At 43.4% G+C, this 26,046-nt stretch carries 19 protein-coding genes; 3 read left to right on the forward strand and 16 right to left on the reverse strand.

Annotation, left to right across the window (positions count from 1 at the left end; genetic code table 11):
* Nucleotides 1–61 precede the first annotated feature (61 nt).
* The 11 genes from BUB52_RS10270 to BUB52_RS10320 all read right to left on the reverse strand — a co-directional run bounded on the left by BUB52_RS10270 (nucleotide 62) and on the right by BUB52_RS10320 (nucleotide 14,494).
* Nucleotides 62–676: a polysaccharide deacetylase family protein gene (locus BUB52_RS10270; RefSeq protein ID WP_022218661.1), complete on the reverse strand. Its 615-nt coding sequence runs from the start codon at nucleotides 674–676 to the stop codon at nucleotides 62–64.
* A gap of 98 nt (nucleotides 677–774) precedes the next feature.
* Nucleotides 775–4,119: a glycosyltransferase family 117 protein gene (locus tag BUB52_RS10275; RefSeq protein ID WP_009122058.1), complete on the reverse strand. Its 3,345-nt coding sequence runs from the start codon at nucleotides 4,117–4,119 to the stop codon at nucleotides 775–777.
* Between the two features lie 502 nt (nucleotides 4,120–4,621).
* Nucleotides 4,622–5,386 carry a metal ABC transporter ATP-binding protein gene (locus tag BUB52_RS10280; RefSeq protein WP_009122060.1) on the reverse strand — a complete coding sequence of 255 codons (765 nt, stop codon included), beginning with the start codon at nucleotides 5,384–5,386 and terminating at the stop codon, nucleotides 4,622–4,624.
* 2 nt (nucleotides 5,387–5,388) lie between these two features.
* Nucleotides 5,389–6,291 carry a metal ABC transporter solute-binding protein, Zn/Mn family gene (locus BUB52_RS10285; protein ID WP_009122061.1) on the reverse strand — a complete coding sequence of 301 codons (903 nt, stop codon included), beginning with the start codon at nucleotides 6,289–6,291 and terminating at the stop codon, nucleotides 5,389–5,391.
* Nucleotides 6,292–6,362: 71 nt separating this feature from the next.
* Entirely contained in the window at nucleotides 6,363–7,091 is a 729-nt protein-coding gene (gene mnmD, locus BUB52_RS10290; protein WP_009122062.1) for a tRNA (5-methylaminomethyl-2-thiouridine)(34)-methyltransferase MnmC2, read from the reverse strand.
* A 26-nt stretch (nucleotides 7,092–7,117) separates the two neighbouring features.
* Nucleotides 7,118–7,597, reverse strand: coding sequence for a YqaA family protein (locus BUB52_RS10295; RefSeq protein ID WP_009122063.1), 480 nt, complete (start codon nucleotides 7,595–7,597; stop codon nucleotides 7,118–7,120).
* Nucleotides 7,573–8,577: a hypothetical protein gene (locus BUB52_RS10300; RefSeq protein WP_009122064.1), complete on the reverse strand. Its 1,005-nt coding sequence runs from the start codon at nucleotides 8,575–8,577 to the stop codon at nucleotides 7,573–7,575. Before BUB52_RS10300 ends, BUB52_RS10295 begins: the two co-directional genes overlap by 25 nt.
* Before the next feature lie 6 nt (nucleotides 8,578–8,583).
* Nucleotides 8,584–9,858 (reverse strand): phosphoribosylamine--glycine ligase, encoded by a 1,275-nt coding sequence (purD, locus tag BUB52_RS10305; RefSeq protein WP_009122065.1) that lies wholly within the window; start codon nucleotides 9,856–9,858, stop codon nucleotides 8,584–8,586.
* Nucleotides 9,859–9,902: 44 nt separating this feature from the next.
* The gene (locus BUB52_RS10310) at nucleotides 9,903–12,092 is read right to left on the reverse strand and encodes a S9 family peptidase (protein WP_009122066.1); all 2,190 of its coding nucleotides are present in this window, start codon (nucleotides 12,090–12,092) and stop codon (nucleotides 9,903–9,905) included.
* A 20-nt stretch (nucleotides 12,093–12,112) separates the two neighbouring features.
* Entirely contained in the window at nucleotides 12,113–13,534 is a 1,422-nt protein-coding gene (locus BUB52_RS10315) for a THUMP domain-containing class I SAM-dependent RNA methyltransferase (RefSeq protein WP_009122067.1), read from the reverse strand.
* Nucleotides 13,535–13,594: 60 nt separating this feature from the next.
* On the reverse strand, nucleotides 13,595–14,494 hold the full coding sequence (locus BUB52_RS10320) for a serine O-acetyltransferase (protein WP_009122068.1): 900 nt from the start codon (nucleotides 14,492–14,494) through the stop codon (nucleotides 13,595–13,597).
* Between the two features lie 158 nt (nucleotides 14,495–14,652).
* On the opposite strand from BUB52_RS10320, the gene cysK reads away from it, so the two are divergent.
* Nucleotides 14,653–15,600 (forward strand): cysteine synthase A, encoded by a 948-nt coding sequence (gene cysK, locus BUB52_RS10325; RefSeq protein ID WP_009122069.1) that lies wholly within the window; start codon nucleotides 14,653–14,655, stop codon nucleotides 15,598–15,600.
* A gap of 62 nt (nucleotides 15,601–15,662) precedes the next feature.
* Here cysK and BUB52_RS10330 read toward each other — a convergent pair whose 3' ends face one another.
* Complete coding sequence (locus tag BUB52_RS10330) at nucleotides 15,663–16,376, reverse strand: FadR/GntR family transcriptional regulator (RefSeq protein ID WP_009122070.1); 714 nt, start codon at nucleotides 16,374–16,376, stop codon at nucleotides 15,663–15,665.
* 220 nt (nucleotides 16,377–16,596) lie between these two features.
* Between BUB52_RS10330 and BUB52_RS10335 the strand changes: the two genes are divergently transcribed.
* Nucleotides 16,597–17,553: a 2-hydroxyacid dehydrogenase family protein gene (locus BUB52_RS10335; RefSeq protein WP_009122071.1), complete on the forward strand. Its 957-nt coding sequence runs from the start codon at nucleotides 16,597–16,599 to the stop codon at nucleotides 17,551–17,553.
* Between the two features lie 74 nt (nucleotides 17,554–17,627).
* Here BUB52_RS10335 and BUB52_RS10340 read toward each other — a convergent pair whose 3' ends face one another.
* From BUB52_RS10340 to BUB52_RS10355, 4 genes are read right to left on the reverse strand one after another with little or no spacing between them, the layout of a single operon-like run.
* Complete coding sequence (locus BUB52_RS10340; RefSeq protein ID WP_009122072.1) at nucleotides 17,628–18,380, reverse strand: SDR family NAD(P)-dependent oxidoreductase; 753 nt, start codon at nucleotides 18,378–18,380, stop codon at nucleotides 17,628–17,630.
* 32 nt (nucleotides 18,381–18,412) lie between these two features.
* Nucleotides 18,413–19,879: an MFS transporter gene (locus tag BUB52_RS10345; RefSeq protein ID WP_004291742.1), complete on the reverse strand. Its 1,467-nt coding sequence runs from the start codon at nucleotides 19,877–19,879 to the stop codon at nucleotides 18,413–18,415.
* 5 nt (nucleotides 19,880–19,884) lie between these two features.
* Nucleotides 19,885–20,229 carry a cupin domain-containing protein gene (locus BUB52_RS10350; RefSeq protein WP_004291739.1) on the reverse strand — a complete coding sequence of 115 codons (345 nt, stop codon included), beginning with the start codon at nucleotides 20,227–20,229 and terminating at the stop codon, nucleotides 19,885–19,887.
* A gap of 31 nt (nucleotides 20,230–20,260) precedes the next feature.
* A complete protein-coding gene (locus tag BUB52_RS10355) occupies nucleotides 20,261–22,423 on the reverse strand; it encodes an alginate lyase family protein (RefSeq protein WP_009122073.1) in 2,163 nt (720 codons plus the stop codon).
* A gap of 505 nt (nucleotides 22,424–22,928) precedes the next feature.
* Here BUB52_RS10355 and BUB52_RS10360 point away from each other — a divergent pair.
* Nucleotides 22,929–26,036 (forward strand): SusC/RagA family TonB-linked outer membrane protein, encoded by a 3,108-nt coding sequence (locus BUB52_RS10360; RefSeq protein ID WP_039950771.1) that lies wholly within the window; start codon nucleotides 22,929–22,931, stop codon nucleotides 26,034–26,036.
* The last annotated feature ends 10 nt before the right edge of the window (nucleotides 26,037–26,046 follow it).

A 26,046-nucleotide genomic window follows, 5' to 3' on the forward strand; every position in this document is an offset into this window, starting at 1 on the left:
GTCAGGATGCGCGATTATGCCGCATTAAACTTTCAACTCTCAACTTTTAATTTTCATAACTCTATAACAGTTTAAACTCGTACCCTTCTTCTTTCAGAAATTCTATTGCCCGCGGTAGTGCGTATTGCAGATTTCCGTTGTTCCAGGACTTTAAGGAATCGTGAAACGTGATGATGGAACCATTGCGCGCGTATCTCATTACGTTGGCAAGCACCTGAGGACCGCGCAGCTTCTTACTATAATCGCGCGTTACCAAATCCCACATTATTATCTTATAGCGACGTTTCAGTATCATATACTGTGTCCATCCCATGTGTCCGTGCGGAGGACGGAATAAATCCGTTTTCATCACCTCATTGGCTTTCTCCGCATTGGCCAGATAGTCTTTGAAGTTATATTCAAATCCTCTGAGGTGGTTGAAGGTATGGTTACCGATGCGATGTCCCCGCTCCACAACCATTTGGAACTCATCAGGATGTTTACGGATATTGTCACCTACCATAAAGAAGGTGGCCTTTATACCGTATTTGTCGAGCAAATCAAGAACCCAGGGAGTAACTTCAGGGATAGGCCCATCGTCAAAAGTCAGATAAATGGCTCTCTCATTCGGGTCCATTCGCCAGACGGCGCTGGGGTATAATTTACGAACGAACTCGGGAGGCTGTTCTATAAACACGATTAATCAGTGGTTAACGGTTAGTGATTAGTGATAAGCGTGCAGTGGTGAGTAGTTGGCAAACAGTTATTTGCCAATCACTCACCACTATCCGCTTATCACTGTTTAAGTCTTTCTACATATAAGTTGTACAACTCTTCTACTTTCGGTTCGTAGATTTCCGCCAGTTTGGAATTGTATTTCTTCATAATCTTTACTTCGGCATCGAGTACTGCCCAGTGGTATTCAAACTCACGGGTAGAGATAACGAAGCGGCTGTCGTCCATGCTCAGATACCAGGTGAGGTATTCCACGGCTTTGTTGGCAAGCGCTTTCATCATTTCGTCGGCTTTTGCGGAATCGCCTAACTGGTAATACGCTTCAGCCATTTGTACGGCGCCGTTCTGCCAGTCGTATGGTACGTTGAAGGCGGGAATCATTTTCTCGGCATAGTCCAACGCGGCTTTCGCCTTATCCTTCTTGCCCTCGCGTATCAGTTGCTGCACGAGCTGGGAGAAGATACGGCGATGCGAGTGACACATACGCATCGTATTCTCGTCAATGTAGATACCCGGCTTGTCGATACCGCCGAACTTGAACTTGTTCATCAGGTTGTCGTACATCTTTTCGCTGTCAATCTTCACACCCAGTTTGTCCGTATCGAACGGAGTGAAGCGGTAGGTAAGACCTTCCTGAATGAAGTGGTTGCCCATATTCAACTGGTTCTCCGGCCCTACGCTGACTGCGATGTAGATAGGACGCTCCCAATTGGCTTCCGCCAACATCTCGAGCATCATAAGTTCGCTCTTGTAGAGGGCGCGTTTGCCTTTCAGCGAGATGTGCATATAGTCGGGGATGGAATCACCCGGTATCATCATGCCGCTGCGGCGTACGGCTTCCTTATCCACTTTCATCACGATGCTGTCGGTGGGAATCACTTTCAAGTCTTCGTTCTTGCTGCGTATCCAGTATTTCAGGATGTTTTTAAGCTCGTAAGGATTGTCGCCGAATTCTTTCTTCACGTTTATCAGTGCTTCGGTATTACCGCTCAGGGCTTGTTTCTCTGCTTCGGCATACAGGGCATCGATGCTCTTCTTGTATTCGGGGCGTACCGGAACATATTCGTTGGTACCTTCCACGTACTCCATACGGTCCCACGTGATAGGCAGGGAAGGAGAGTCGTAGGCGGGACGCTTCATCTGGTCGATGTACCAGTCGGTCTGCAGGTAGCTGAGGTTACAAGTACGGGCATCGGTGCGGAAACCTTCCGTCTCTTGGTTGTACCACAGGGGGAAAGTATCGTTATCACCGTTGGTGTAGATGATGGGATTGCCCGTCTCCTGCAATGACATCAGGTAATTCTGACCGAAATCACGTGCCACATAACGGCCGCTGCGGTCGTGGTCGTCCCAGGTCTGGCTTGCCATCTGTATGGGAACAAAAAGACAGGCCACTGAAACGATGGCCGCGGCGGGAAGCTCCTTCATCTTGGCATAATGCTGCAACAGGCGGATGATGCCTGCCACACCCATGCCTATCCAGATGGCGAAAGCGTAGAACGAACCCGCATACGCGTAGTCGCGTTCACGCGGCTGGCTTGGTGTCTGGTTCAGATAGAGCACAATCGCTATACCGGTCATGAAGAAAAGGAAGAACACTACCCAGAACTGCTGGATACCTTTCTGGCCGCGGTAGGCCTGCCACAACAGACCGATAATTCCGAGCAACAGCGGCAGGCAGTAGAATACGTTATGCCCTTTATTCTCTTTCAGCTCTTTCGGCAGCAAGTCCTGATTGCCAATGAGCATGTTGTCAATGAACTTGATGCCGGTAATCCAGTTGCCGTGCTCTATTTCTCCGCTGCCCTGCAAGTCGTTCTGGCGTCCGGCAAAGTTCCACATAAAGTAGCGCCAGTACATCCAGTTGAGCTGGTAGGAGAAGAAGAACTTGATGTTTTCCCACTGCGTGGGCATGGTTACCATAATCATTTCGCCGCATTTGTCGTAGGGCACATCATACCCTTTGATATCCTGCCAGGCTTGATATTGGTTGGTGTGCGCGCTGCTGTACATGCGCGGGAAGAGCATATTCTGCGCGTATTCGTATTCGATACGTCCCGGAATTTCGATGTAGCTGTCCTTTTCGTCGGCAGTGGCTTTCTCCTTGCGGATATATTTGGTTCCGTTGTAGGAAATGCGCGGTTCGCAATATCCGTCTTTCACGTCCAGAGCTACCTGTGAGGAGTAGGCCGGGCCGTAGAACAGCGGTCGTGTACCGTATTGCTCGCGTCCCAGATATTCGCCCAGCGTGAAGATGTCTTCCGGTGAGTTCTGGTCCATCGGCGTATTGGCGGTGGAACGGATTACGATAAGCGCATAGGATGAATATCCGATGACAATCATCATGGTGCACAACAGAGATGTGTTCAGCGTACGCGCCGATACACGGTATTTCTCTTTAATCTTCTCCTGCGTACCCGGTTTGAGGTAGAGCCATAACAGCGCGATGACGATGATGCCGATAATCACGGAACTGCTGCCATGACCATAGAAAGGAATACCCAACATGGCTATGGTCAGTATGAACGAGAGCGCCATACGCGACTTGCTCTTTTCATTGTAGCTTTCGTATACACCCCAGATAAGGCAGGCCGCCAGCAAGATGATATATACGATGACGCCGCTGTTGAACGACATGCCGAGCGTATTGACGAAGAACAGCTCGAACCAGCCGCCCACTTTTACAATACCCGGAACGATACCGTACAGTACGGCCGCTACCAGCACCATGGATGCGAGAAGCGCCAGCAGAGAGCCTTTTGCGTTGGCATCGGGCACTTTTTTATAGTAGTATACCAGCACGATGGCAGGGAGACAGAGCAGGTTCAGCAAGTGAACGCCGATACTCAGTCCGGTGAGGTAGGCGATAAGAATCAGCCAGCGGTCGGAATGCGGCTCGTCCGCTACATCTTCCCACTTCAGTATCAGCCAGAACACCACCGCCGTAAACAGTGAGGAAAAGGCGTATACCTCACCCTCTACGGCGCTGAACCAGAATGTATCACTGAATGTATATGCCAATGCACCTACCAGACCGCTGCCCATGACGGTAATCAGCTGTCCTTTGGTGATGTTGTTTTCATCGGTGATGACCAGTTTGCGTACCAGGTGAGTGATACTCCAGAATAAGAACAGGATACAAGCGCCGCTCATCAGCGCGCTCATGTAGTTCACCATCTTGGCAACGGTGGTGGCATCGGAAGCGAACTGAGAAAACAGATTGGCTACTAACATAAAGAACGGTGCGCCGGGCGGGTGTCCTACTTCCAGTTTATAGCCGGTGGTAATGAACTCCGGGCAGTCCCAAAAACTTGCGGTCGGCTCGATAGTCATGCAATAAACCGTTGCTGCAATTATAAATGTAATCCAACCAATCAGGTTGTTTACGGTTTTGTACTGTTTCATTCGGATGAAATTCGTTTTTTATTATAGACGGGCGCAAAGATAATGATTTCAGTTCTAAATGAGTGACAATAAGGCGGATTATTAGGATTGGTTTAGAGATATAGGGAGAATTTTCAGAAAAAACAAAGCTTTCCGTATCGTCCGTTCAGGGCGGTTTTTCAAAAATGTCCTTGTCCGGACGGCTTTGCCGGGTATGCTGTGATGGCTGTCCCTGCTTCCGTATTTTGTCGGCTTACTGCTGACAAGTTGTTTTGTACCTTGTAACAAACTGTTTCCCGTGTGGAAACAAACTGTTCCGTAGGGTGAAACAAAGTGTTCCGTTATAAGAAACAAACTGTTTGATAGGCGGAAAACAAACTGTTTTCTGCAATCGGAACAAAGTGTTCACCGCTGTGAACTAACAGTTTAACCGGATATAGGTTGCCGGAAGCCGCAGCCTTTTTTGTGCGTGCTTATGGCTTGTGGCGGTATGACGGTATCACGGATACTTTCTGTCTTTATGCTAATGGTGATGATGCTCGCCCAATATCCGATGCGGCAATGTGCCATGTCCCAGAAGCTCTATGGGGCAGTTGAAGTTACGTTCCAGCCATTCGCCGGTAATGCCCGTATCGGGATGATAATCCAGCGTTTCGTTGACGCAGGCAATGGATTTTACTTGTTGCAATACCGTGCCTATGTCGTGGCTGACGAGTATGATGGCGCAATCTTTGTTGATTTCGGCCAATAACTGATACAGGCGAGCTTCAAAACGCTTATCGATATAGGTGCTGGGTTCGTCGAGGATAACCACTTCGGGGTCGGAGATTATGGCGCGTCCCAGCAGCGCGCGTTGAAGCTGTCCGCCGCTCAGTGCGCCGATAGCACGTTCTTCCAGCCCTTCCAGCCCCATGCGGGCAATGACCTGACGGGCTTTTTCCCTGTGTTCCTTGGTGAAACGCGAGGTGAGCGATTTCTTACTGCTGAGCCCCGACAGAATAACTTCTTCGACGGTGATAGGGAACTTGCGGTCTATGCTGTTGTATTGGGGCAGATAGCCCATAGTGAGTTGGGCATTGCCCGTTGTGCGGGGAGATGTGAAAGTTATTTCACCGGAAACGGGTTTGAGCAATCCCAGAATGCATTTGATAAGAGTGGTCTTACCGCCACCGTTCGGACCGATAATGCCCAGAAAGTCCCGGTCGTAAACGGTAAGGTTTACGTCGCGAAGCACTGTGCGACCGTCGTATCCGGCATTGAGGTTTCTTATTTCAATAATAGGTTTCATTGTTAGTTCTTCATTAAATTCAGCGCCTTCGCCGTATTCAGCATTTCCGCTTCCCAATCGTAGGATAGGGGGTTGATATCGACAATCCGGGTTCCGGTTTGTTTGGCGATGATTTCGGCGTTGCGGCGGTCGAACTCCGGCTGTACGAAGATGACATGTACTTTTTCGCTCTTGCAGGTATCGATCAGTGCTTTCAGATGTGCGGGTGACGGTTCTTTGCCGCCGGCTTCGATAGGAATCTGATGCAGGCCGTAGTCACGGGCGAAATAGGAAAGCGCCGGGTGGTAAATCATAAAGGCGTGGTCTGCTCCGGGAGCGGTGAGTGTCTGCCGTATAAGGCTGTCGGTATGCTCTATCTGGCGGCAGAGGGCATTATAGCGTTCCAGGTAAGCGCTTTCATTACTTTTATCGATGCTGCACAGCGCACTCAGAATATTGCCCGCGATGATTTGGGCGTTGGTAGCGGAGTTCCATATATGGGGTTCTACGCCGGTGGCGTGGTGGTGCTCTTTCCCGTCTTCTGCATGCCGATGGCTGTGGGTATTGTCGTAAATCAAATCCACGCCTTGCGACATGTCAAAGAATTGCAGGTGCGGGGCGTTGTCTGTCAGCTTATCTGTCCATGTTTGTTCAAAGCCTATATAGCCGATGCGGAAATAGGCTTTACTGCGGGCAAGGTCTACAAGCTGCTGCGGCGTAGGGTCGTAGGTTTCCGGACTTGTACCTTTGGGAACCATGCTGACTACTGTGAACCGGTCGCCGGCAATGGCTTCGGTGAAGTATCGCAGAGGCTCGAGCGTAACGGTAATGACGGGTTTGCCGTCGGTTTTGTCGCTTTGGCCGCTTTTGGGCTTGCAGGAAGCTATGAGTATGGTTGCGAGTAGTAAAAAGTATATCTTTTTCATCTATCTTATTTATGGCTTTTATAAGTGTAATTCAGGGTAACTGTTGCTTTGTTTATCTTCTTTCTGGCGGCTTATCCCTTTGTTTTGGTGGCTCGGAGTATCTCACGTTTGCCGCCCGGCGGGCCGGGAAGCCGCTCCACCGTAAACCCGACGGCTTGTAAAAGCCGACGGATAACGCCCTTGGCGCAGTAGGTGGTCAGTATGCCGTTGGCGTTCATACAGGCATATATATTCCGGAAAAGCTCCTCACTCCACATCTCAGGCTGCTTTTCGGGGGCGAATGCGTCGAAATAAACAAGGTCGAAATAGGGATTAGCGATTAGTGATGAGTGATTAATAGGTGATTTATCGCTAATCCCTAATCGCTCAACACTAATCCCTAACCGCTCACCGCTAATCACTTTATTTACGTCTCCTTGTATTTTGTGTAACGTAAAATAAGGGGTAATGTTCACATCTGTATCCCATGGAGCCGTGTGCAATTCCTTAAACAAGGGATGGTCGCTATAATTCAGTACATCGACTTCTTCCCACGACAAGGGATAGAGTTCGATGCCGGTGTAGTGGACGGCTCTTTTCTCTTGTCCGGCACTCTCCAAAGTGAGCAGGGCGTTAAGTCCCGTGCCGAATCCTATTTCCAGAATGCGGGGGCGGATGGCGGCAGATGCTTTCAGCCCCATATCGATAAAGATATGTTGCGATTCGGTGCGTGCTCCTTTTACCGAATGATAATGCTCATTCAGCTCCGGCACAAACAATGTGGCGCTTCCGTCTTCCGTCCGTTCTATAATCCGTTCCATATCCGCTAATCACTAATCACTAAACACTAAACACTCATCACCGACAATGCCCCTTGCAAGGCCAATAACATGGCGATATATCGTATCAGTTTGCCCGCAAACATGGAAGAAGTGGTCAGCATGACGTTGCTGCGCATAAATCCCAATGCTATGGCAATGGCCTCTCCCACGAAAGGCAGGAAGGCGAAGAAAGCCATGAGAGCCCCTTTTCCTTGCAGAAAACGCTGCATCTTGTCAATCTTCTCCTTCTTTACTTTGAAATATTTCTCTATCCAGTCTGTTTTGCCGAGCCGACCCATGTAGTAGCAGGTCATGCCGCCGACCGTATTTCCCAATGTTGCGGCAAGGACGCAAACGGCGGGGTTCAGTCCTACCTTGACGAGCGCCAGCATCACCAGTTCGGAACTGAACGGAATGATACTCCCCGCCAGTAAGGCCGAGATAAAGAGCCCTGCATATCCCCAGTCAATCAGAAGTTGTATCAGTGTGTCTGCAAAAGCGTCCATAGATTGAATCCGAATAAAGTAAATAACCCGACAAGCATAATGATAAAGAACAGGTTGGAGCTCCGGCTGTTGGTCAATACGAATAAGTGTCCTATCAGAATGCTGGTACCGATTAACAGCAGGGAGAACAGATGAGGATATAGAGCCGGTTGTAACCCTATATAGACGAAGATGCAGAAGTTCAGGAATATCAGGAAGTGCAGATAACTGCGCGTACGTATCTTATCCTCATAGCCGGCAATTAAGCAGTGGCTTGAACTTACTATATATAAAAGGAGTATATATCCGATTGTCGCCAATTCCCAAGGCCGGAAGCCGAATCGGATGGAGCGGAAATTCACCAGTTCCAGAAACGGCTGATAGAATAATTCCATGTGTCCGGACAGGTAGGTGTAGCCTAATAGGAACCAATAAGGTACGCTCCAGCCGATGAGCGAAGCGAAAAAGCTCTTAGGGTGCAGGGACTGGAAGCTATACGCGCCTATCCAAAATACGGGTACGAAGAACATCAGTTGCGGGAAGAGCAGGCTTCCCATTCCCATGAATACGAATGCATGGAACAAATAGCTCGCGGGCTTAGCCTGCTGATAGCTTCTGAACAGGAAATACAGAGCTATGAGGAAAGTGACCGCCACCAAATCTCCTGCATATAATATATGCATGGCAGGGCAGACGGAAACCAGCAGGAAATAAATGGCTGTCTGTACGGACGCCCGCATACGGATGATGGCGAACGCGTTGTTCAGCCCGATAAGAAAATATCCTATGACGGAGTATAGGATAAAGCTGAAAAGGCGGGTGCCCCAGGCCGGGATACATGAATCACGGAATAGGTCCCACAGGGGATAATCGTCTTTTCGTATTTCCAAATCGGGTAATAGGATGGCGCTCAGTATCCAGCAGGTTACTGATATAAGGATGGCGGCGGGAAGCGTAAAGCGTCCCGCCGTAACCCGATTTTGGAATCTTTGGCTTCTCATTGACTGTTAAAGGTCGAATCCGATGTCGCGACGGAAGTATTTACCCTCGAAACTTAACGTTTCGGCTACTTTGTAACTCTTAGCCAAAGCCTCTTCTTTTGTTTCTCCATAGGAGCAAACGGCTATCACGCGGCCGCCGTTGGTGACGGTCTGGCCGTCCTTTACGGCGGTACCGGCATGGAACAGGATGCTGTCCGTAGCCTCGGCGAGGTTGAAGCCGGTAATGGGATATCCTTTTTTGTACGCTTCGGGATAACCGCCGCTGACCAGCATTACACAAGCTGCCGTACGCGGGTCGAGCTCCATTGTCTTGGTATCGAGGTTTGCCTTGTGTACGCCTTCAAACAGTTCCACGATATCGCTCTTAATGCGCAGCATGACGCTTTCTGTCTCTGGGTCTCCCATACGGACATTGTATTCTATCACCATGGGCTCGTTCTGCACATTGATAAGTCCCAGGAAGATGAAACCTTTGTACAGGATGCCTTCTTTGCGCAAGCCGTTGATGGTGGGCTCTATAATGCGTTCGCGCACTTTTGCCATAAATTCGTCGTTGGCGAAAGGAACGGGTGTCACGCTGCCCATACCGCCGGTATTCAGTCCTTTGTCGCCTTCTCCGATGCGTTTATAGTCTTTGGCCACAGGCAATACCTTATAATGCTCGCCGTCGCTCAGCACGAAAACCGAGCACTCTATTCCGCTAAGGAATTCCTCGATGACCACTGTCGCGCTGGCATCGCCGAACATACCGCTGAGCATCTCTTTCAGCTCTTTCCGGGCTTCTTCCAGTGTCGGGAGAATCAATACGCCTTTACCTGCGCACAGGCCGTCGGCTTTCAATACGTAGGGGGCGGTGAGGGTTTCCAGAAAAGCAAGCCCTTCTTCCAGCGTTTCGGCTGTCACGCTTTTGTAGCGGGCGGTGGGAATGTTATGGCGCAGCATGAATTCTTTGGCGAATTCTTTGCTGCCTTCCAGCTGCGCGCCTTTTGCAGAAGGACCGATAATGGCGATGTGCCGGGTAGCGGCATCTTCTTTGAAACAATCGAAAATACCTTGCACCAGCGGATCTTCGGGACCCACTACAATCATGTCAATCTTATGCTCAAGGGCAAAAGCCTTGAGAGCGGGGAAATCAGTAGCTTTGATGTCTACATTCTCGCCCACTGCGCTTGTTCCCGCGTTGCCGGGAGCGATATACAGTTTTTCTATTTTGGGGCTTTGCGCAATCTTCCAAGCCAAAGCGTGTTCGCGGCCACCTGAGCCAAGCAATAATACTTTCATTTTATAGATACGTTTAATTGTTTACTGTTGAAAATGCGTCCGGTTTATAAATAATCCTCGAAATATCGGGTTATCTTCTCGTGCAGATGTACACGGTCACGTCCCAAGACGTTGTGCTTATGTCCGGGATAGATAAACAGATCGGGATAGGTGCGTGCATCCACACAGGCTTTCATGAAAGAAAGCGTATGTTGGGGTACGCATGTATCGTCGTGGTCATCGTGGATGATAAGCAGATGTCCTTTCAGTTGCCCTGCGAGGTTCTTCAAATCGCATTGTTCATAACCTTCGGGGTTTGCCTGAGGGGTATCCATATAGCGTTCGCCATACATTATTTCATAGTACTTCCAGTCGATGACCGGTCCGCCGGCCACGCCGACTTTGAAAATTTCCGGATAACGGAGCATGAGGGCGGTAGTCATATGTCCGCCGAAGCTCCAGCCGTGCACGCCGATGCGGTTACCGTCCACATAAGGCAGGCTTTTCAGGTAGTCCACTCCTTTTACCTGATCCTTGCCCTCTTCAACGCCTAAATGTCTGAAGGTGACGTTCTCAAATTCCAGTCCACGGTTGCTGCTGCCGCGGTTGTCGAGCGTGAACATGATATAACCTTTGTTGGCCATATAGATGTCCCAGCCGCGCGCGCCGTTCATCCAGCCGTTGGTAATCATCTGGGCATGGGGACCGCCATATACGTAGACGATTGCGGGATATTTCTTGTTCGGGTCGAAGTCGGCGGGCTTGACAAGGCGGTAATATAAGTCGGTCTTGCCGTCGGCCGCCTTTATCGTACCTGTTTCTATGGCAGGCATGGTGAAGCCTTCATAAGGATTCTTCGCGGTCAGCAGGGAGATGCTTTTCCTGTTTTGGGTGTTGACTATCTCTATCTGGCGGGGAGTATCCGGAGTGGAATACCGATCGATGATATAATTGCCCGAAGCGGAAAGTATCCCGTTGTGTACCCCCTCGCTATTGTCCAATGGGGTACGTTTGTTCGTATTTACATTTACTTTATATAAATTACTCTGCAAGGGAGATAGCTCGGTGGAAGCGATGATGACCTCTTTCTTTTTGGCGTTGAACCCTAAAACGTCCTGCACCAGCCAGTCTCCTTTTGTCAGTTGCTTGATAAGCTTGCCGTCCGTATTGTAGAGATACAGATGGTTGTAGCCGTCTTTCTGGCTCTGGTAGATAAACTGGGTATGATCCCAGGGCAGGAACAGGATAGGTTGTTGAGGCTCTACATATTTGGAGTGCGTTTCCTCGATAAGGGTGGACATCAGCTCTCCGGTTTCGCTGTTGTATCGGCAAAGTTTGGCATGGTTCTGATTGCGGTTCAGCTCTATGAGATAAAGGCTCTTTCCGTCGGGCGCCCAGCTGATGTTGGTGAAATAACGGTTGGTAGGGTCACCGGTATTCAAATAAACGGTCTTTTGAGTGTCCGGATTATAGATGCCTACGGTAACCTGATGGCTGAGCATTCCTGCCATCGGGTAACGTATCTTGTCCACTAAAGCTATTCTGGGAGTAATATCCACCAGCGGATAGGGAGTTACCATGCTTTCGTTCATGCGGTAAAAGGCCAGCAAGTTTCCTTGGGGGCTCCAGAAAGTACCCTTGCCGATTCCGAATTCATTGCGGTGTACGCTTTGTCCGCACACAATTCCTTCGGGTTCTTTGGTGACGGCTTTGTTGTCCACAAAGAGATTATTCTTTACGGTATAAGCTATGTGCCCGCCTTCCGGGGTATAGTCAATGTTGGCGCCGTTTCTCTCTCCGGCCTGCGGCAGGCCTTTGACGAATTCATCTTTCTCAAAGTCATAAACGATGTATCTCGCAGGCAGCTTGATAAGCATATACGGCTTGTCCGGCCACGGGAACTCGGTATTGTAGAAATGCTGTACTTTGCTTCCCTTATGGCTGGGTGTGGCGGTTGTTTCCGTAGGAGTTATCAGTGAGCCGAGCACTTGATTTACCTTTTCCCGGGTCGTGAGTAATGTCTCCTTTCCGTTTTTGGGGTTGACGGCAAACAATGAATCGATGCCGGGCTTGATACATATATCACCCCACCACTGCAAACCCGGTAAATTTTCAGCGATACGATAGGTTGCGCCACCGGGAAGAAGGTCTTCCAGGGTAGGCTTTTTCAAGTCTTGTGCCATAAGCTCCATTGATAATAAAGCGGGTGTTGTCAGTAGCAACACCATGATTGCTTTACCGATTCTCTTTATCATAGCTTCTTGTGTTAGCGGTATCAGTCGTTGTTATGTTCGTTGTCCCGTTTCCGAAACTCTCTCGGTTTACGATCTTTATTAAACTCTCGCTCTCTGTTGAATTCCCGCTTCGGTTTCCATTCGCCGTCTGCCGGTTTTCTGTATTCACGAGGCTTGAACTCCCGTTTGTCATCCGATTTGAAGTCTCTTCGCTCTCTCGGTTTAAATTCCCTCTTCTCTCCGGGCTTAAACTCTCTTCTCTCTCTCGATGCGTAAGGTCTGTACTCTTTATCGCCTTCTTCGCTTTCCTGCTTTTTGTACTCTTTGTATTTTCCGTCGAAGATTTCATATTTGCGGAACTCACATTCCAAAGCGCCGTTGAACAAAGGTATCTTGGCGGTAGGTTTCAATCCGATTTGATCGAAACACTCTTCACGGTAAGAAAGTATCCATGCGGTGTTTCCTGTAAAGGCATGTTTCAGCCGTTCGCCAATCATGGAGTATAGGCCTAAAAGGTCGTTCGTTGATATACGCTCCCCATACGGCGGGTTGGTAATGATAACCGCCTTTTCCTTAGGCTGTTCAAACTGTTGGAAAGGTTGCAGTTTCAGTGTCACGTCTTTGGACACGCCTGCCGCTTTTATGTTGTGGGTAGCGATTTCGTTGGCTTTCGGATTATTGTCGTATCCGTATATCTTATGAGCGAATTCACGTTCCTGGCTGTCGTCATTATAAATCTTGTCAAACAGTTCCTGGTCGAAATCAATCCACTTTTCGAAGGCAAATTCCTTGCGGAATACGCCCGGCGCGATATTTCGGGCTATCAGGGCCGCTTCAATGGGTATCGTACCCGAACCGCACATGGGGTCTATCAGGTCGCATTCTCCACGCCAGCCGCTCATTAATATCATGCCGGCCGCCAGAACTTCGTTCAACGGAGCTTCTACTGCCTCCTGGCGATAGCCGCGACGATGCAAAGACTCGCCGGATGAATCGAGAGAAAGGGTACACTTGGTTTCGGCAATGTGAATGTTCAGCAGTACGTCGGGCTTGTTGATGCGTACGGACGGGCGTTTGTTATAGGCATCCCGGAAATAGTCCGCAATGGCGTCTTTTACTTTATAGGAAACAAACTTTGAATGACGGAATTCCTCGCTGAACACAACTGCGTCCACTGCGAAAGTTTTGTCAACATCCAGATAGTCTTCCCAGTGGATTGCCTTGATCTGCTCGTACACCTCATCGGCATTTTTTGCTACAAACTGTTTGATAGGCTTCAGGATGCGGATGGCTGTTCGCAGGCAGAAGTTCGCCTTATACATCATTTCCTTATCTCCACAGAATGATACCATACGACGTCCTATCTGTATCTCGTTTGCTCCTAAAGAGGTCAATTCTTGTGCCAATGTTTCTTCCAGTCCCTGGAAAGTTTTGGCAATCATTTCAAATGATTGTTCGCTCATCTATTTATTTTCTATTTTACGATTTACTATTTACAACTTTCTTTTATGCTTTGCAGCCGTTCATTTCTTTGCTTTGGTTTGTACGATTCTTGCGCCTGCAGGTACATCCTCCGTTACCCAGATGTTACCGCCTACGGTAGCGTCTTTTCCGATGGTGATACGCCCCAAGATAGTGGCATTGGAATACACGATGACATTATCTTCCAATATGGGGTGGCGGGGAATGCCTTTGATGGGTTTGCCGTCTTCGTCCAGCGGGAAGCTTTTGGCTCCGAGGGTTACACCCTGATATAGTTTTACGTTATTGCCGATAATGCAGGTTTCACCGATTACCACACCTGTACCATGGTCTATCGTGAAATAACCGCCTATGGCGGCTCCCGGATGAATGTCGATGCCGGTTTCGCTATGTGCCATTTCGGTGATGATACGCGGAATGAGAGGCACGCCGAGTACCAACAACTCATGCGCTATGCGGTAGTTACTGATGGCGCGGATGGCGGGATAGCAACTGATAACCTCGCCGAACGAATGGGCGGCCGGGTCACCGTTGTAAGCGGCTTCGACGTCGGTTGCCAGTATGCGGCGTAATTCCGGTAAATGGCTGATAAATTTGGCGGCGATCGATGCAGCCTCTTCACGTTGAAGCTCGGTACAGCAGCTGCATTCATCATCACTGCCGAAACAAAGCCCTGCCAGTATTTGCTCTGTCAGCAGGTCGAACAGTCTTTCTACGTTGACTCCGATATGGTAAGTTACCGTACGGCTGTTGACCGTTGAATTTCCAAAATATCCGGGAAAGATAATAGCGCGCGCAAGTTCGATAATATCGCACAATGCCTTAGCTGAAGGCAATGGATTGCCGTCCGTGTGCTGGTGAAACAGTCCTTTGTAAGATTCGCTTTCCGATAGCTCATCGACTGCCTGTGTCAGGATGTGAGTAAAATTAAGTGGACTCATTATGATATCCTTTATTAATAAAGTGGCTACAAAGGTATAAAATACTCACCAATTTTCCTACATATCCCTCATTTATAGTATGGATTTACCACATTTATGGTATTTTGAATGAACGAACTTCACCGTATTTTTGTCTTATTAATAATTCACTGTAAGATATGAAAAAAATAGCGCAACGCCTTACCGACTTAGTAGGCAATACTCCTTTGTTGGAGTTGAACAATTATAGTAAAAATAAGGGCTTGAGGGCTCATGTGATAGTCAAACTGGAATACTTTAATCCTGCGGGAAGTGTCAAGGACCGCGTTGCACTGGCTATGATAGAGGATGCGGAAACGAAAGGACTGTTGAAACCCGGTGCGACGATTATCGAACCGACCAGCGGCAATACCGGGGTTGGACTTGCTTTTGTAGCGGCGGCCAAAGGTTATAAATTGGTTTTGACTATGCCGGACACCATGAGCATGGAACGCCGCAATTTACTGAAGGCTCTTGGCGCGGAACTTGTCTTGACGCCCGGTACCGATGGTATGAAGGGTGCTATAGCCCGTGCCGAAGAATTGCAAGCGAGTACTCCCGGTTCGTTGATTTTACAGCAGTTTGATAATCAAGCTAACCCGGCCGTTCATGAGCGCACTACCGGACAGGAAATATGGCAGGATACGGACGGAAAAGTCGATATATTCGTAGCCGGTGTTGGGACCGGTGGGACGGTGAGCGGTGTGGGTACGGCTTTGAAGAAGCATAACCCTAAAATACAAGTGGTAGCCGTAGAGCCGGAGGATTCTCCGGTATTGTCAGGCGGAAAACCGGGTTCACATAAAATTCAAGGTATCGGTGCAGGCTTTATCCCCAAAAACTATAATAGTGCGGTAGTAGACGGAATTCTACAGGTATCCAATGATGACGCTATCCGTACCGGGCGGGAACTGGCGAAATACGAAGGCTTGTTGGTCGGGATTTCTTCGGGAGCCGCTGTCAGCGCCGCAACTCAGTTGGCGCAGTTGCCGGAGAACGAGGGTAAAAACATTGTGGTATTACTGCCTGATACGGGAGAACGCTATTTGTCGACGTTGCTTTATGCTTTTGAGGAATATCCTTTATGATTTAATATAAAAGCCTGATTGTCAAATTGATTCTCAGGCTTTTTATAATTGTTTTTTTATGTCTAGAGGACAATTTGTTGTGTCTTAGCAAAATTTAGTACTCCTGTAAGGTGCTGACTCATAATATTACTAGCTGCTTCTGCATTGTTATTTTTAATATATTCGAAAAGGAGGCGATGCTCACTTATTGGGATCTCAAAATTTGTCTTACAAACATTAAATTTAGCATAATTCACCATGATATCAGGTGTAATTGTCATCATCATAGATTTTAATACTGTATTTTTAGAGCCTTCAGCAATAGTACGGTGAAAGTATAAATCTTCTTCTAATGCAGAACCGCATTCTTTTATTTTTTTATTATAGTTGTTCATTGCGCTTTCTATCATTTTCAGATCTTCTTCTGTACGACGAATTGCGCAAAGTTTTGCAGCATTAATTTCAATAATAGAACGTGCTTCTACTAAAGAGTGGAAGTCGCAATTGTCCATTTTTAAAATGTCACTGATTAAGCTATTTAAAGCAGTAGACTCAATGGCCGAGATTACCGAGCCACTTTGTGGCATTGTTTTAATGATATTATAAAACTCCAGTTTTTTAAATGCTTCCCTTACCTGAGAACGTGCAACTTGGAACTTTTCAGCTAATTTACGCTCTGCCGGAAGTTTGTCCCCAGGTTGTAAATCTCCAGAGTCAAGTAAAGAGCGAATTTGTCTGATGATATCATCAGTTGCATTTTCGCCAGCAGGTTCTAAAAGCTTCAATATATCAGTCATATGTTAATTTATTAAATATTTGCAAAGATACAAATTAATTCAAAATACTTCTTTTATAAATTCAACAAAATGTTAGAAAATATATTCGGTTTAGATTGGAGATAGGCTAGGTGTTTTAGTATTCTTTTTTTAGCTTATATTTGGTTTTCCAATTCTGAAAACTTATTTTTGTATAAAAGTATATTAAGTTGTCATAGTAAAACATGTTTTAGTGATATATATGAAAACGATTCTTGTGACTCATCAACTTCCTAAAGTGGCTTTTGAAACAATTGTAAATGATTATAAAATTATTATGCCTGATAAAGGCTTGATTAGTAGCTGTATGCTTGATAGATGGATTGGGCGTTGTGATGCTTTGCTTCCTACTTATGCATTTAAGGTAACTAAAGAAATTATAGATCGTGCTACTAACTTGGAGATTATTGCAAACTTTGGAGCAGGTTATGATAATATAGATGTTAATTATGCTATTACAAAAGGAATTTTGGTAACCAATTCTCCGAAACCGGTTATTGAACCAACGGCCGAGCTGGCTTTTTCCTTGTTATTGAATGTGGCTAGAAGAGTTTCTGAATGTGATAGGAAATTACGTTCATCAAGAGGAATAGAAATTGATGTGATGGAAAATCTTGGAATCAGTTTATATGGAAAGACTTTAGGGATAGTTGGTATGGGAGCGATAGGGCAAGCTTTGGCAAGAAGAGCTTCTGCTTGTGGTATGAGAATTATATATTATAATAGAAAAAGATTATCTCAAGAAATTGAAAATGTGTATGAGGCTGATTGGGTCAGTTTGAATGAATTGTTAGCTACATCTGATTTTATATCATTACACGCCCCAGCGACTTCAGAAACCTATCACATGATTGATATACAACAGTTTAATCTAATGAAACCTTCTGTGGTATTGATAAACACAGCTAGGGGAAATCTGATTAATGAAAGAGTATTGATACATTTTCTTCAAGAAAAAAGAATATTTGGTGCGGGGTTGGATGTATTTGAAAGTGAGCCTGAAATACCTTCGGAATTATTACAGCTTGATAATGTGCTATTATCACCTCATAATGGCACAGGGACTATTGATACACGTGTAGAAAGCACTCGTTATGCCCTTCAGAATATTATAAATTACTTTGAAGGAAAAACTCTCCTCTCGCCTGTTACAAAATAGATATTTTATATTAAAATGGCAGAAGCCAATATTGGGCTCCTGCCATCTTTATATATTATTTATTTTGAATTGTTTTATGAGAAGAAACTACCACCATTAATATCTATGTTTGCACCAGTAATATAAGAGGAATCCTCGGATGAAAGGTAGATTACTAGATCTGCCACTTCTTTTGCTTCACCTTCACGACGGAGGGCATATGTGGCTTTCAGTCGTTCTCTGTTTTCTGGTGTATTGAAGCGATCGTGGAATGATGTAGCTATTGTGCCGGGAGCTAATGCGTTGACACGTATTCCTTTGGGACCAAGCTCCTTGGCCATAGCACGTGTGTAAGTCATAACAGCACCTTTGGCAGTTGCATACATAGATGCTCCAGGACCGCCACCATCACGGGCTGCAAGAGACGAAAAATTGACAATGGTAGATCCGGCACTCATGTACGGTACAGCTTCGCGGGTGCATAGAAATACGCTACGCATATTTACATCCATTAAAAAGTCATACCAAGTTTCGTCTTGTTCTGTTACTAATTTGCGACCGACAATTCCACCAACAACATTAACTAATGCATCAATGTGATTTCCAAATGCTTCAATAGCTTTGTCAAATAGATTTTTGACATCAGTTGCTTTTGTCATATCACCTTGTACAATAATTCCTTCAGATCCTGCAGCCTGAATCAATTTTAAAGTTTCTGCTGCATCTTCCGGGTTGTCGAAATAGTTTACAACTACTTTAGCTCCTTCTTGAGCGAATTTGATTGAGATTGCACGTCCCAAATCACGTGCTCCACCTGTTACGATGGCTACTTTACCTTGTAATTTCATATTATTTTTTAGTTTAATGAATATGTGTAACTTTATTTTATTTGTTCTATTTTACCGACAGTCAAAAATATGGATAATAATGATAATGGAACTAATGCTGCAAGTAGTGAGAATAATAATAGCCAGTTTGTGATGTATTGGGCAAATAATATTGCTAGAATAGTTCCTAATACGGCTGATGCACCACCTAGACCTGCTAATGAGCCAACGGATTTTCCGGAGTGTAGGTCGCTGGGTATTGTTTGAATATTCGTCATGACAAATTGAAAACCTCCCAAGACGAAAGCCATAAAGATAACTGCCATAATAGAAGTTGTAGAATAAACGGCTGCAATTATAGAAGGGATGATAATAAATCCACCCAATAACATGGCAGCTTTACGTGAATAATCAACACTTTTTCCTTTTCGGATTAAAAAGCCTGACATCCATCCACCGGCAATACTACCAACCATTGCGCCTACATAAGGAACCCATGCGGAGAATGCTACTTCCTTAATATTAAGTTTGAAGACATCTGCTAGATAGAGTGGTAGATAAGTGACAAACATCCACCAAATGGGATCAAGAAAAAAACGTCCTAAAATAACAGACCAGTTTTTTTTGTTTGATAATAATTCTCTCCAGCCTTTGCCTTTGTCATTGGTAATCTTGATTTCCGGTTGTCCAGTTAATATGTATTCTTTTTCTTTATCAGTAATCCATGGGTGTTCTTTAGGTCCTTTTTTGTTGATGATAATCCATGGGATTAGCCATAATAAACCGAAACCACCGACAACTACAAATGTAAGCTTCCATCCAAGTGTAATATACAGCATGAGTATAATGATGGGTGCAAAAATAGAACCCAACGAAGCTGCTGCACCAAATAAACCTTGTGCTAATGCACGTTCCTTCTGTGGAAACCATTCAGCGTTACTTTTAGTGGTTCCTGGCCATGGACCGGCTTCCCCCAATCCCAGCATCATACGAAATGTTGTTAATGAAAGGATGCCTCGTGATAGTGATGTCATGGCATCTGCGGCTCCCCATAATAATACAGAAACGAAGAATCCTTTTCTTGTACCAATTTTGTCATACATTTTTCCAGATACTAACTGGCTTATACCATAAGCTATCATAAAAAATATGGTAATCGTTCCTAGTATATCTTTAGCTTGCTTGGCAGCTTCTTCAGTAGACAAATCAGTACTGATTAGTCCTAAATCATAGGCAATCCCCTCTTTGTTTATTACCATTGTTTGGCCATTTTTCTCCTTTAGTGAGATTCTACTTGCTTCAACTTGAATCTCATGGCCTTGACCGTTGGTTAAAAGATAGGTTTGCTCATTTATCTGAGTGGCTTGGTTCACTCTAAGACTAGGATTAAAAGAGTCCGTTAGAGTGTATTCAATATTGGCTACCCACATATAATTTAGAGTACCTCTATCCAAATAGTTTATGATGGTAATGAGCATGATTAGCCCAATAATCCACCATCTTACACCTTTGATTTTCATGATAGTTATTCGTTTATAAAATCTTCACGCATTGGGCTAAAGGTATCAATTAAAATACCAGCTTCGAGACAGGTACAACCATGTAAGACATCCGGTTCCATATAGATTCCATCTCCGGCTTTTACTATTTTCTTCTCTCCGTTTACATGAAATTCGAACACTCCACTAACAACATAGGTGGATTGGGAATGAAAATGCTCATGGGCGTTTCCAATAGCCCCTTTCTGAAATTTCACTTTTACTAGCATGAGTTGTCCGTCATATCCGAGTATTTGCCTTTGAATACCTTCACCAACTTGTTCCCAACTTATTTCATTTTCTAATAGGAAAACTTTACTACATGTTTTCATAATGTTGTTTTTTTAATAGTTATTATTTACGTTATTTTATTTCGCAGACTCCTTGCCAGCTATAATCTCTTATTTTATGTACAGAATGTGGATTATTATCTGTATTCGCAAAACAGATAGTTATGGTCTGTTTGTTTTTAGTTGTAACTTTGAGGATAGTATATTCCTCTGTGTCCATTATAATTTGGATGTTTTGTACGTTTGTGTAAGGAGCTAATGTATATTCCAGACGTGGGTTGTATTCTCCGTGTGCTTCTATGAGAGATACGAATGTATGATTATCACTCTCTTTCTGGCGAAACATTAAGCAAGGATCGTTTCTCAAATTGAAGTTAGGGTCGTTACCACCAATTCTGGTTAGAAATATCTCTGTATTTTCATCGGTTACAGCGGTTAATGTATAGAATCTATTATCGTTTAACCAAGTGGTAGAAGTTGTCTCTTGCCTGGGGTTTCCTTGTGCTTCTATCCATAAATGTTGGTATCCGTTTTTGCTGCCTAACAAAGTGCGAGTTGTATCGAATGCGTTGTATTTATAATCAGTATTAATGAGATGCCCTTTATAATAATAAGGCAAATCGTATTGATGTTTTTTTTGTGAAATTATTTTGAATATATCAATAATGAGAGGATGTTCAAAAGCAGGATGGGAGATTAGCAGTAGATTTCGCTGCATAGTTACTCCGGGAACAGCGTGTTTGTCTTTTGCACTGATCATTTTTACCTGTTCGCCATTGATGAAAGCATAGAATGTGGGAGAGTATTTTGATGCTTCGTCCAATTTACCATTGAAGTGGCTGGTTTCGTCGACTATTAGGGTGTTATGCCCTATTGTTTGCTTACTAAAGCTATTATTTTCAGGTAAATAATGGCCGCCATTTTTAGGCTCTATATTTAAAAAACGTGCAGCCCCGTAGTCTTGTATTATTTCTTTATTATTGTCGTAATAGGTAAATGATAACCTATCAAAGTGTCCATGTCCCATACCCTGTGATGTGTATTTTAGAGCTACACAGCTTTCATTATTTTTATTTGGGCAGCGTAGAATTCCAATGCCACCCTCGTCGCCTTTGGCTCCATCGCTTATGACCATTGTTTGATGTATAAAAGGTTGTGCAAGTTCTATGTCAGTAGCAACTTTATATCCAGCTTCATTTAGGATAACAGTATTTTGTTCTTTTGCTATAGATAATAGTTGTTTGTTGCCTGTTCTATTATAGGCGATATCAATACCCCAAACTAACTCTGTACTGTGCCAGGTCTTGTCTAAAGCGTCATTGAAATGAAAGAATTGGCCGTTGTTTTCAGACATTTGTAATAGAGTAGTGACGGCTTTTAATATTACTCCATTTTTATATTCAAATATTTTTCTTTCAGGCTCATTGTTCTCAATAGCTTGAGCAAACATAATGAATGGCTGTAATGAATATCTCTGATAATAAGGCCCTTCCTCGAAATATCCGTCGGGTGAAAAAAGTTGATCTATTTGCCTAATAAAACCACTTTTTCCGCTTTTATCTAGTCCATATAATGCTTTCTCAAGCATATCTTTATCTCCCATAACATAGGAAATCATCCCCACTCCTGTTACTGCCCAGGTAGCGTGGTTATGAATTTTTTCGAATGTGGATTTATTGTGTATAGCGATAAACTCAACCATTGGCTTAAATAAATTATTTTCAATAAACTCTCTTTCTTTGGGATTTAAGTAATTATATATACAATCATAGGCTTGAGATGTGTATACTAACCAAACACATTCATTTAACCCTTGCCAAAAGAGCTTTCCTCTATAATTAGATTTTTGAATTGGATGTAAGGGTAGATTAGGATACATTTCAGCATATTGTATAAGCATTTCTTTTACATATTCCGCATATTCTTTTTTTTCAGTTAATTGGAAAAGTACACCTGCATTATACATGTTATTATAGTTACGTTTGTGTTGTTCGTGTGTATAGCCACCACCTGCGTCTTTAGGAAGTGGAACTTCTATCGGTTGTTTTAAGATAGGATCTATTTGATTTTTTATTTGAATTAATGTCGTATTGAATAGCATAGCCGGCTTGTTTTGAGCTTTTATTTTTTCAATTCCTTTTTGAGTAAGCAATAAGCAGGGATGCTTTGGTAACTTGGCCTGGATTGTAAATGCCAGAAACAAGAAAATAGTTATTAGAATACTTTTTGTTTTCATGAGTATTTCTTTGTTTTAAATTGGTTTTCCAAAAGTAGTGGTTAATTTTGTTTTGAGCAAATAAAATACTTGATATTTTTTATGTTTTTTATCATAGGCTTACCTGATATTTTTTGTACTCACTTTTTATGGTTGTTTCTTTCCTTCTTTTGCTTTCTTTAATTAAATATTAATTACGTTGATTATTAGTGTATTATATTGTTTTGTGTTTAATAATATAATAATGTACACGTACCACTTTATATGTATATCGTTATTTATAGAGCTCTTATGTGATAATATAATTTATTTTATATTTTTCTTCTTTTTACTTTGATATTATTAAAAATACTATTATTTTTGGCAAACCAATATGTGAAATGTCTATTGTTTTGTTGGATTGAGTGCATTCGTAAGATGATCGACTTTTCTGTAGCGAATGGCTATGGAAGATGGTAAAACTACTGTTAGAATTATTATCTTATTGCGATATATATTTATTGTTAATCATTAATTTTATAGTTTTATGAAGAACAGACAATTATTTCAAACTGCTTCTCGGCGAACTTTTTTGTTAATCATGTTTTGCTGGATGCAACTGTATGGTATGGCGATTTTTGCCCAAACGAAAATTGTGACAGGCCAAGTTATAGATGTGACAAATTCGCCTTTGCCAGGTGTGAATATTCTTGTAAAGGGGACTACTATTGGATGTATTACTGATATTGATGGAAATTATTCAATTAGTGTACCAGATTTAGCGACAGACATTCTTGTATTTTCATATATCGGGTTTACTCAGAAAGAAGTAGCTTGCAAAGGACAGCCAAAAATAAATGTAACTTTGACTGAGGATCAACAACAGCTAGATGAAGTCGTGGTGGTTGGTTATGGTGTTCAGAAGAAATCTCATTTAACAGGTTCTATTTCAAAAATTAAAAATGAAAATCTGGGGCAATTACCCGTTTCTCGTGCAGACCAAGCGTTAGTTGGTAAATTGGCGGGTGTGCAAATTCAAAATATTTCAGCGCAATCGGGGGCTAGTCCTAAAATTCAGATACGTGGTATTGGATCTATCTCTGCAGATACGAATCCTCTGATCGTAGTAGATGGTTATCCTATCCCAGGAGATTTGTCAGATGTTGATATGAATGATGTAGAATCTATTGAGGTATTGAAAGATGCTGCATCAGCTGCTATTTATGGTTCAAGAGGTGCAAATGGTATTATTATTGTGACTACACGTAGTGGTAGCTCTGAAGGCTCTAAACCTACTATTCGCATAAATAGTTATGGTGGTGTTAAAGAGCGACTGTTGAAAGGAATACAACGTACACGTCCTGAAGACTGGAAGATAAAAGCAGAACAAATATATGCAGAAATGGGTAGACCGATCAGTGGAGCTCATGCGTCTATGGTAGATGATATGAAAAAAGTTTATGTTGCTTCTGATGTTTTGGGAACTCAAACTGACTGGGTAGAAGAAACAATAAAACTGGGATATATACAGAACCATCAGATTAGTGTTTCTGGCGGTTCAAAAAATGTGAACTACTACGCATCTGGTTCTTTTTTGGATGAGAAAGGAATTGTTATAACAGATCGTTATAAAAAGTTTAATTTAAATGCTAAGGTTGATGCTAAGATTAATGATAAATTAGAATTCGGCGTCAATGTGAATGCAGTTGTTGATTCCCAACGCGCTTATCGTTCAGGATCTCAATCAAATATTAATCAGGTATTTAGAGATGCTATGTACATCCCAGTAAGGCATACTGCTGAGACAATTGAATGGGCTCGTTTGTCTGATCCTACATTAAATATAGGTGACTATGCTCATGAATATCATTTTTCGAAAGTCCCTTATAATGGAGAATATATTAGTGTAAAAAATGCTGGTGGTAATAATGGTATTTCTACTACTTTAGAGCGTAATGATAGAACTGGTTATATTAAAGCCTTAGGAAATATCTACTTACAGTATCAACCTGTTAAAGGTTTGATTTTAAAAAGTTCTTTTGGTGGATATGCTTCTATGATGGACTATAAATTTTATCAGAGTAGTTTAGCTCATAATAATGGTAAAACGAGCGGACAATATAAAACTGCAAAAGTAATAGATTGGTTGAATGAAAATATTGCGACCTATACTCCTAATTTAGGAGAAAATCATTCTTTAAGTATATTGGCTGGTTATACAGTTCAAAAGACTACAGGCTATAATAGCAATATGACAGCTTCAGACTTTCCGACTGATAATATTCAAACCTTGAATGCTGGTATCATTAACTCGGGTAATACTACTGAGTATGAGGAACTGTTATTATCGGCACTAGGACGTGTCACATATTCTTATAAAGGTAAATACCTTGCTTCTGTAAGTTCACGTTGGGATGGAAGTTCTCGTTTCGGTATTAATAATAAATGGGGGTATTTCCCTTCAGTATCTTTAGGTTGGCGTATTTCTGAGGAATCATTCTTTACTCCGGTTAAGAAGATAATTGATGAATTAAAGATTAGAGCAAGTTTTGGTGCCAGTGGTAATAAAAATATTGGTAATTACCAAGCATTTGGTCTTCTTTCACAGTCCAATGCTGTAATCAATAATAAAGTAACTCCTGGATATACACAAATTTCCAGTGAAAATAAAGACTTGGGTTGGGAGAGAACTTATCAGTATAATGGTGGTTTTGATTTGGGTATGTTTAATAATCGTTTGAGAATTAATCTTGATGCTTACTATACGATAACGGATAAACTACTTTTGGAAAGAGAGATCTCTAGTATGACGGGACAAACAAACCAGTTGGTTAATATGGGTAAAATGAGTAATACCGGTTATGAAATTGAAATTACAACCCAGAATATTCAAACAAAGGATTTCTCTTGGTCTACAAGTTTAAATATTGCACAGAACTTTAATAAGGTTTTAAACTTAGGTGGTGTAGATAAGATTATAAGCAGTCCTAAAGGAGAAGAAAAACGTCCTACATATTTTGTAACTGAGGTCGGTAAACCTTTAGTTCAATTCTATGGCTTTGTTGTTGAAAAAGAGATTCCTAACGAAGGGCTTATCAGTCCTGTATGGCCGGTTGATGTGAAACCAGAATTGGTACATGTTAAAGACTTGGACGGCAATGGAAAAATAGACGATGATGATATGGTAGCACAGGGCTCTCCATATCCGAAAGTAACTTGGGGTATGACTAATGATTTAAAATGGAAAGATTTCGATTTAAATGTAGTGGTTCAAGGGTCACATGGTAATAAAGTATTTAATATTGATGAGCATTATGCTCAGAGTCAATGGAATGGGAAATTGTTGCCAGAGTACCAGAATTCCTATAATAATATCAAACATAAAGCTTCAGCCTGCTGGTTTGTAGAGGATGCTTCTTTTATTGCAATACGCAGTATCAATTTAGGATATACATTGCCTAAAAATATTATGAAGAACTGTTCATTACGTGTTTATGCGTCTATTTATAATCCATGCTATTTCTTGTTGGGTGATTATAAAGGGTATAATCCTGAAGGTATTAAGAGCTTTGATACTCCATTGATTGATGGTTATCAGAGTGGTGCAATGCCGTTGGCTCGTACTTATACGCTTGGCTTTAATTTTCAATTTTAATTACTAATGT

The sequence above is a fragment of the Bacteroides clarus YIT 12056 genome (assembly GCF_900129655.1).
In the GTDB taxonomy this organism is placed as follows: domain Bacteria; phylum Bacteroidota; class Bacteroidia; order Bacteroidales; family Bacteroidaceae; genus Bacteroides; species Bacteroides clarus.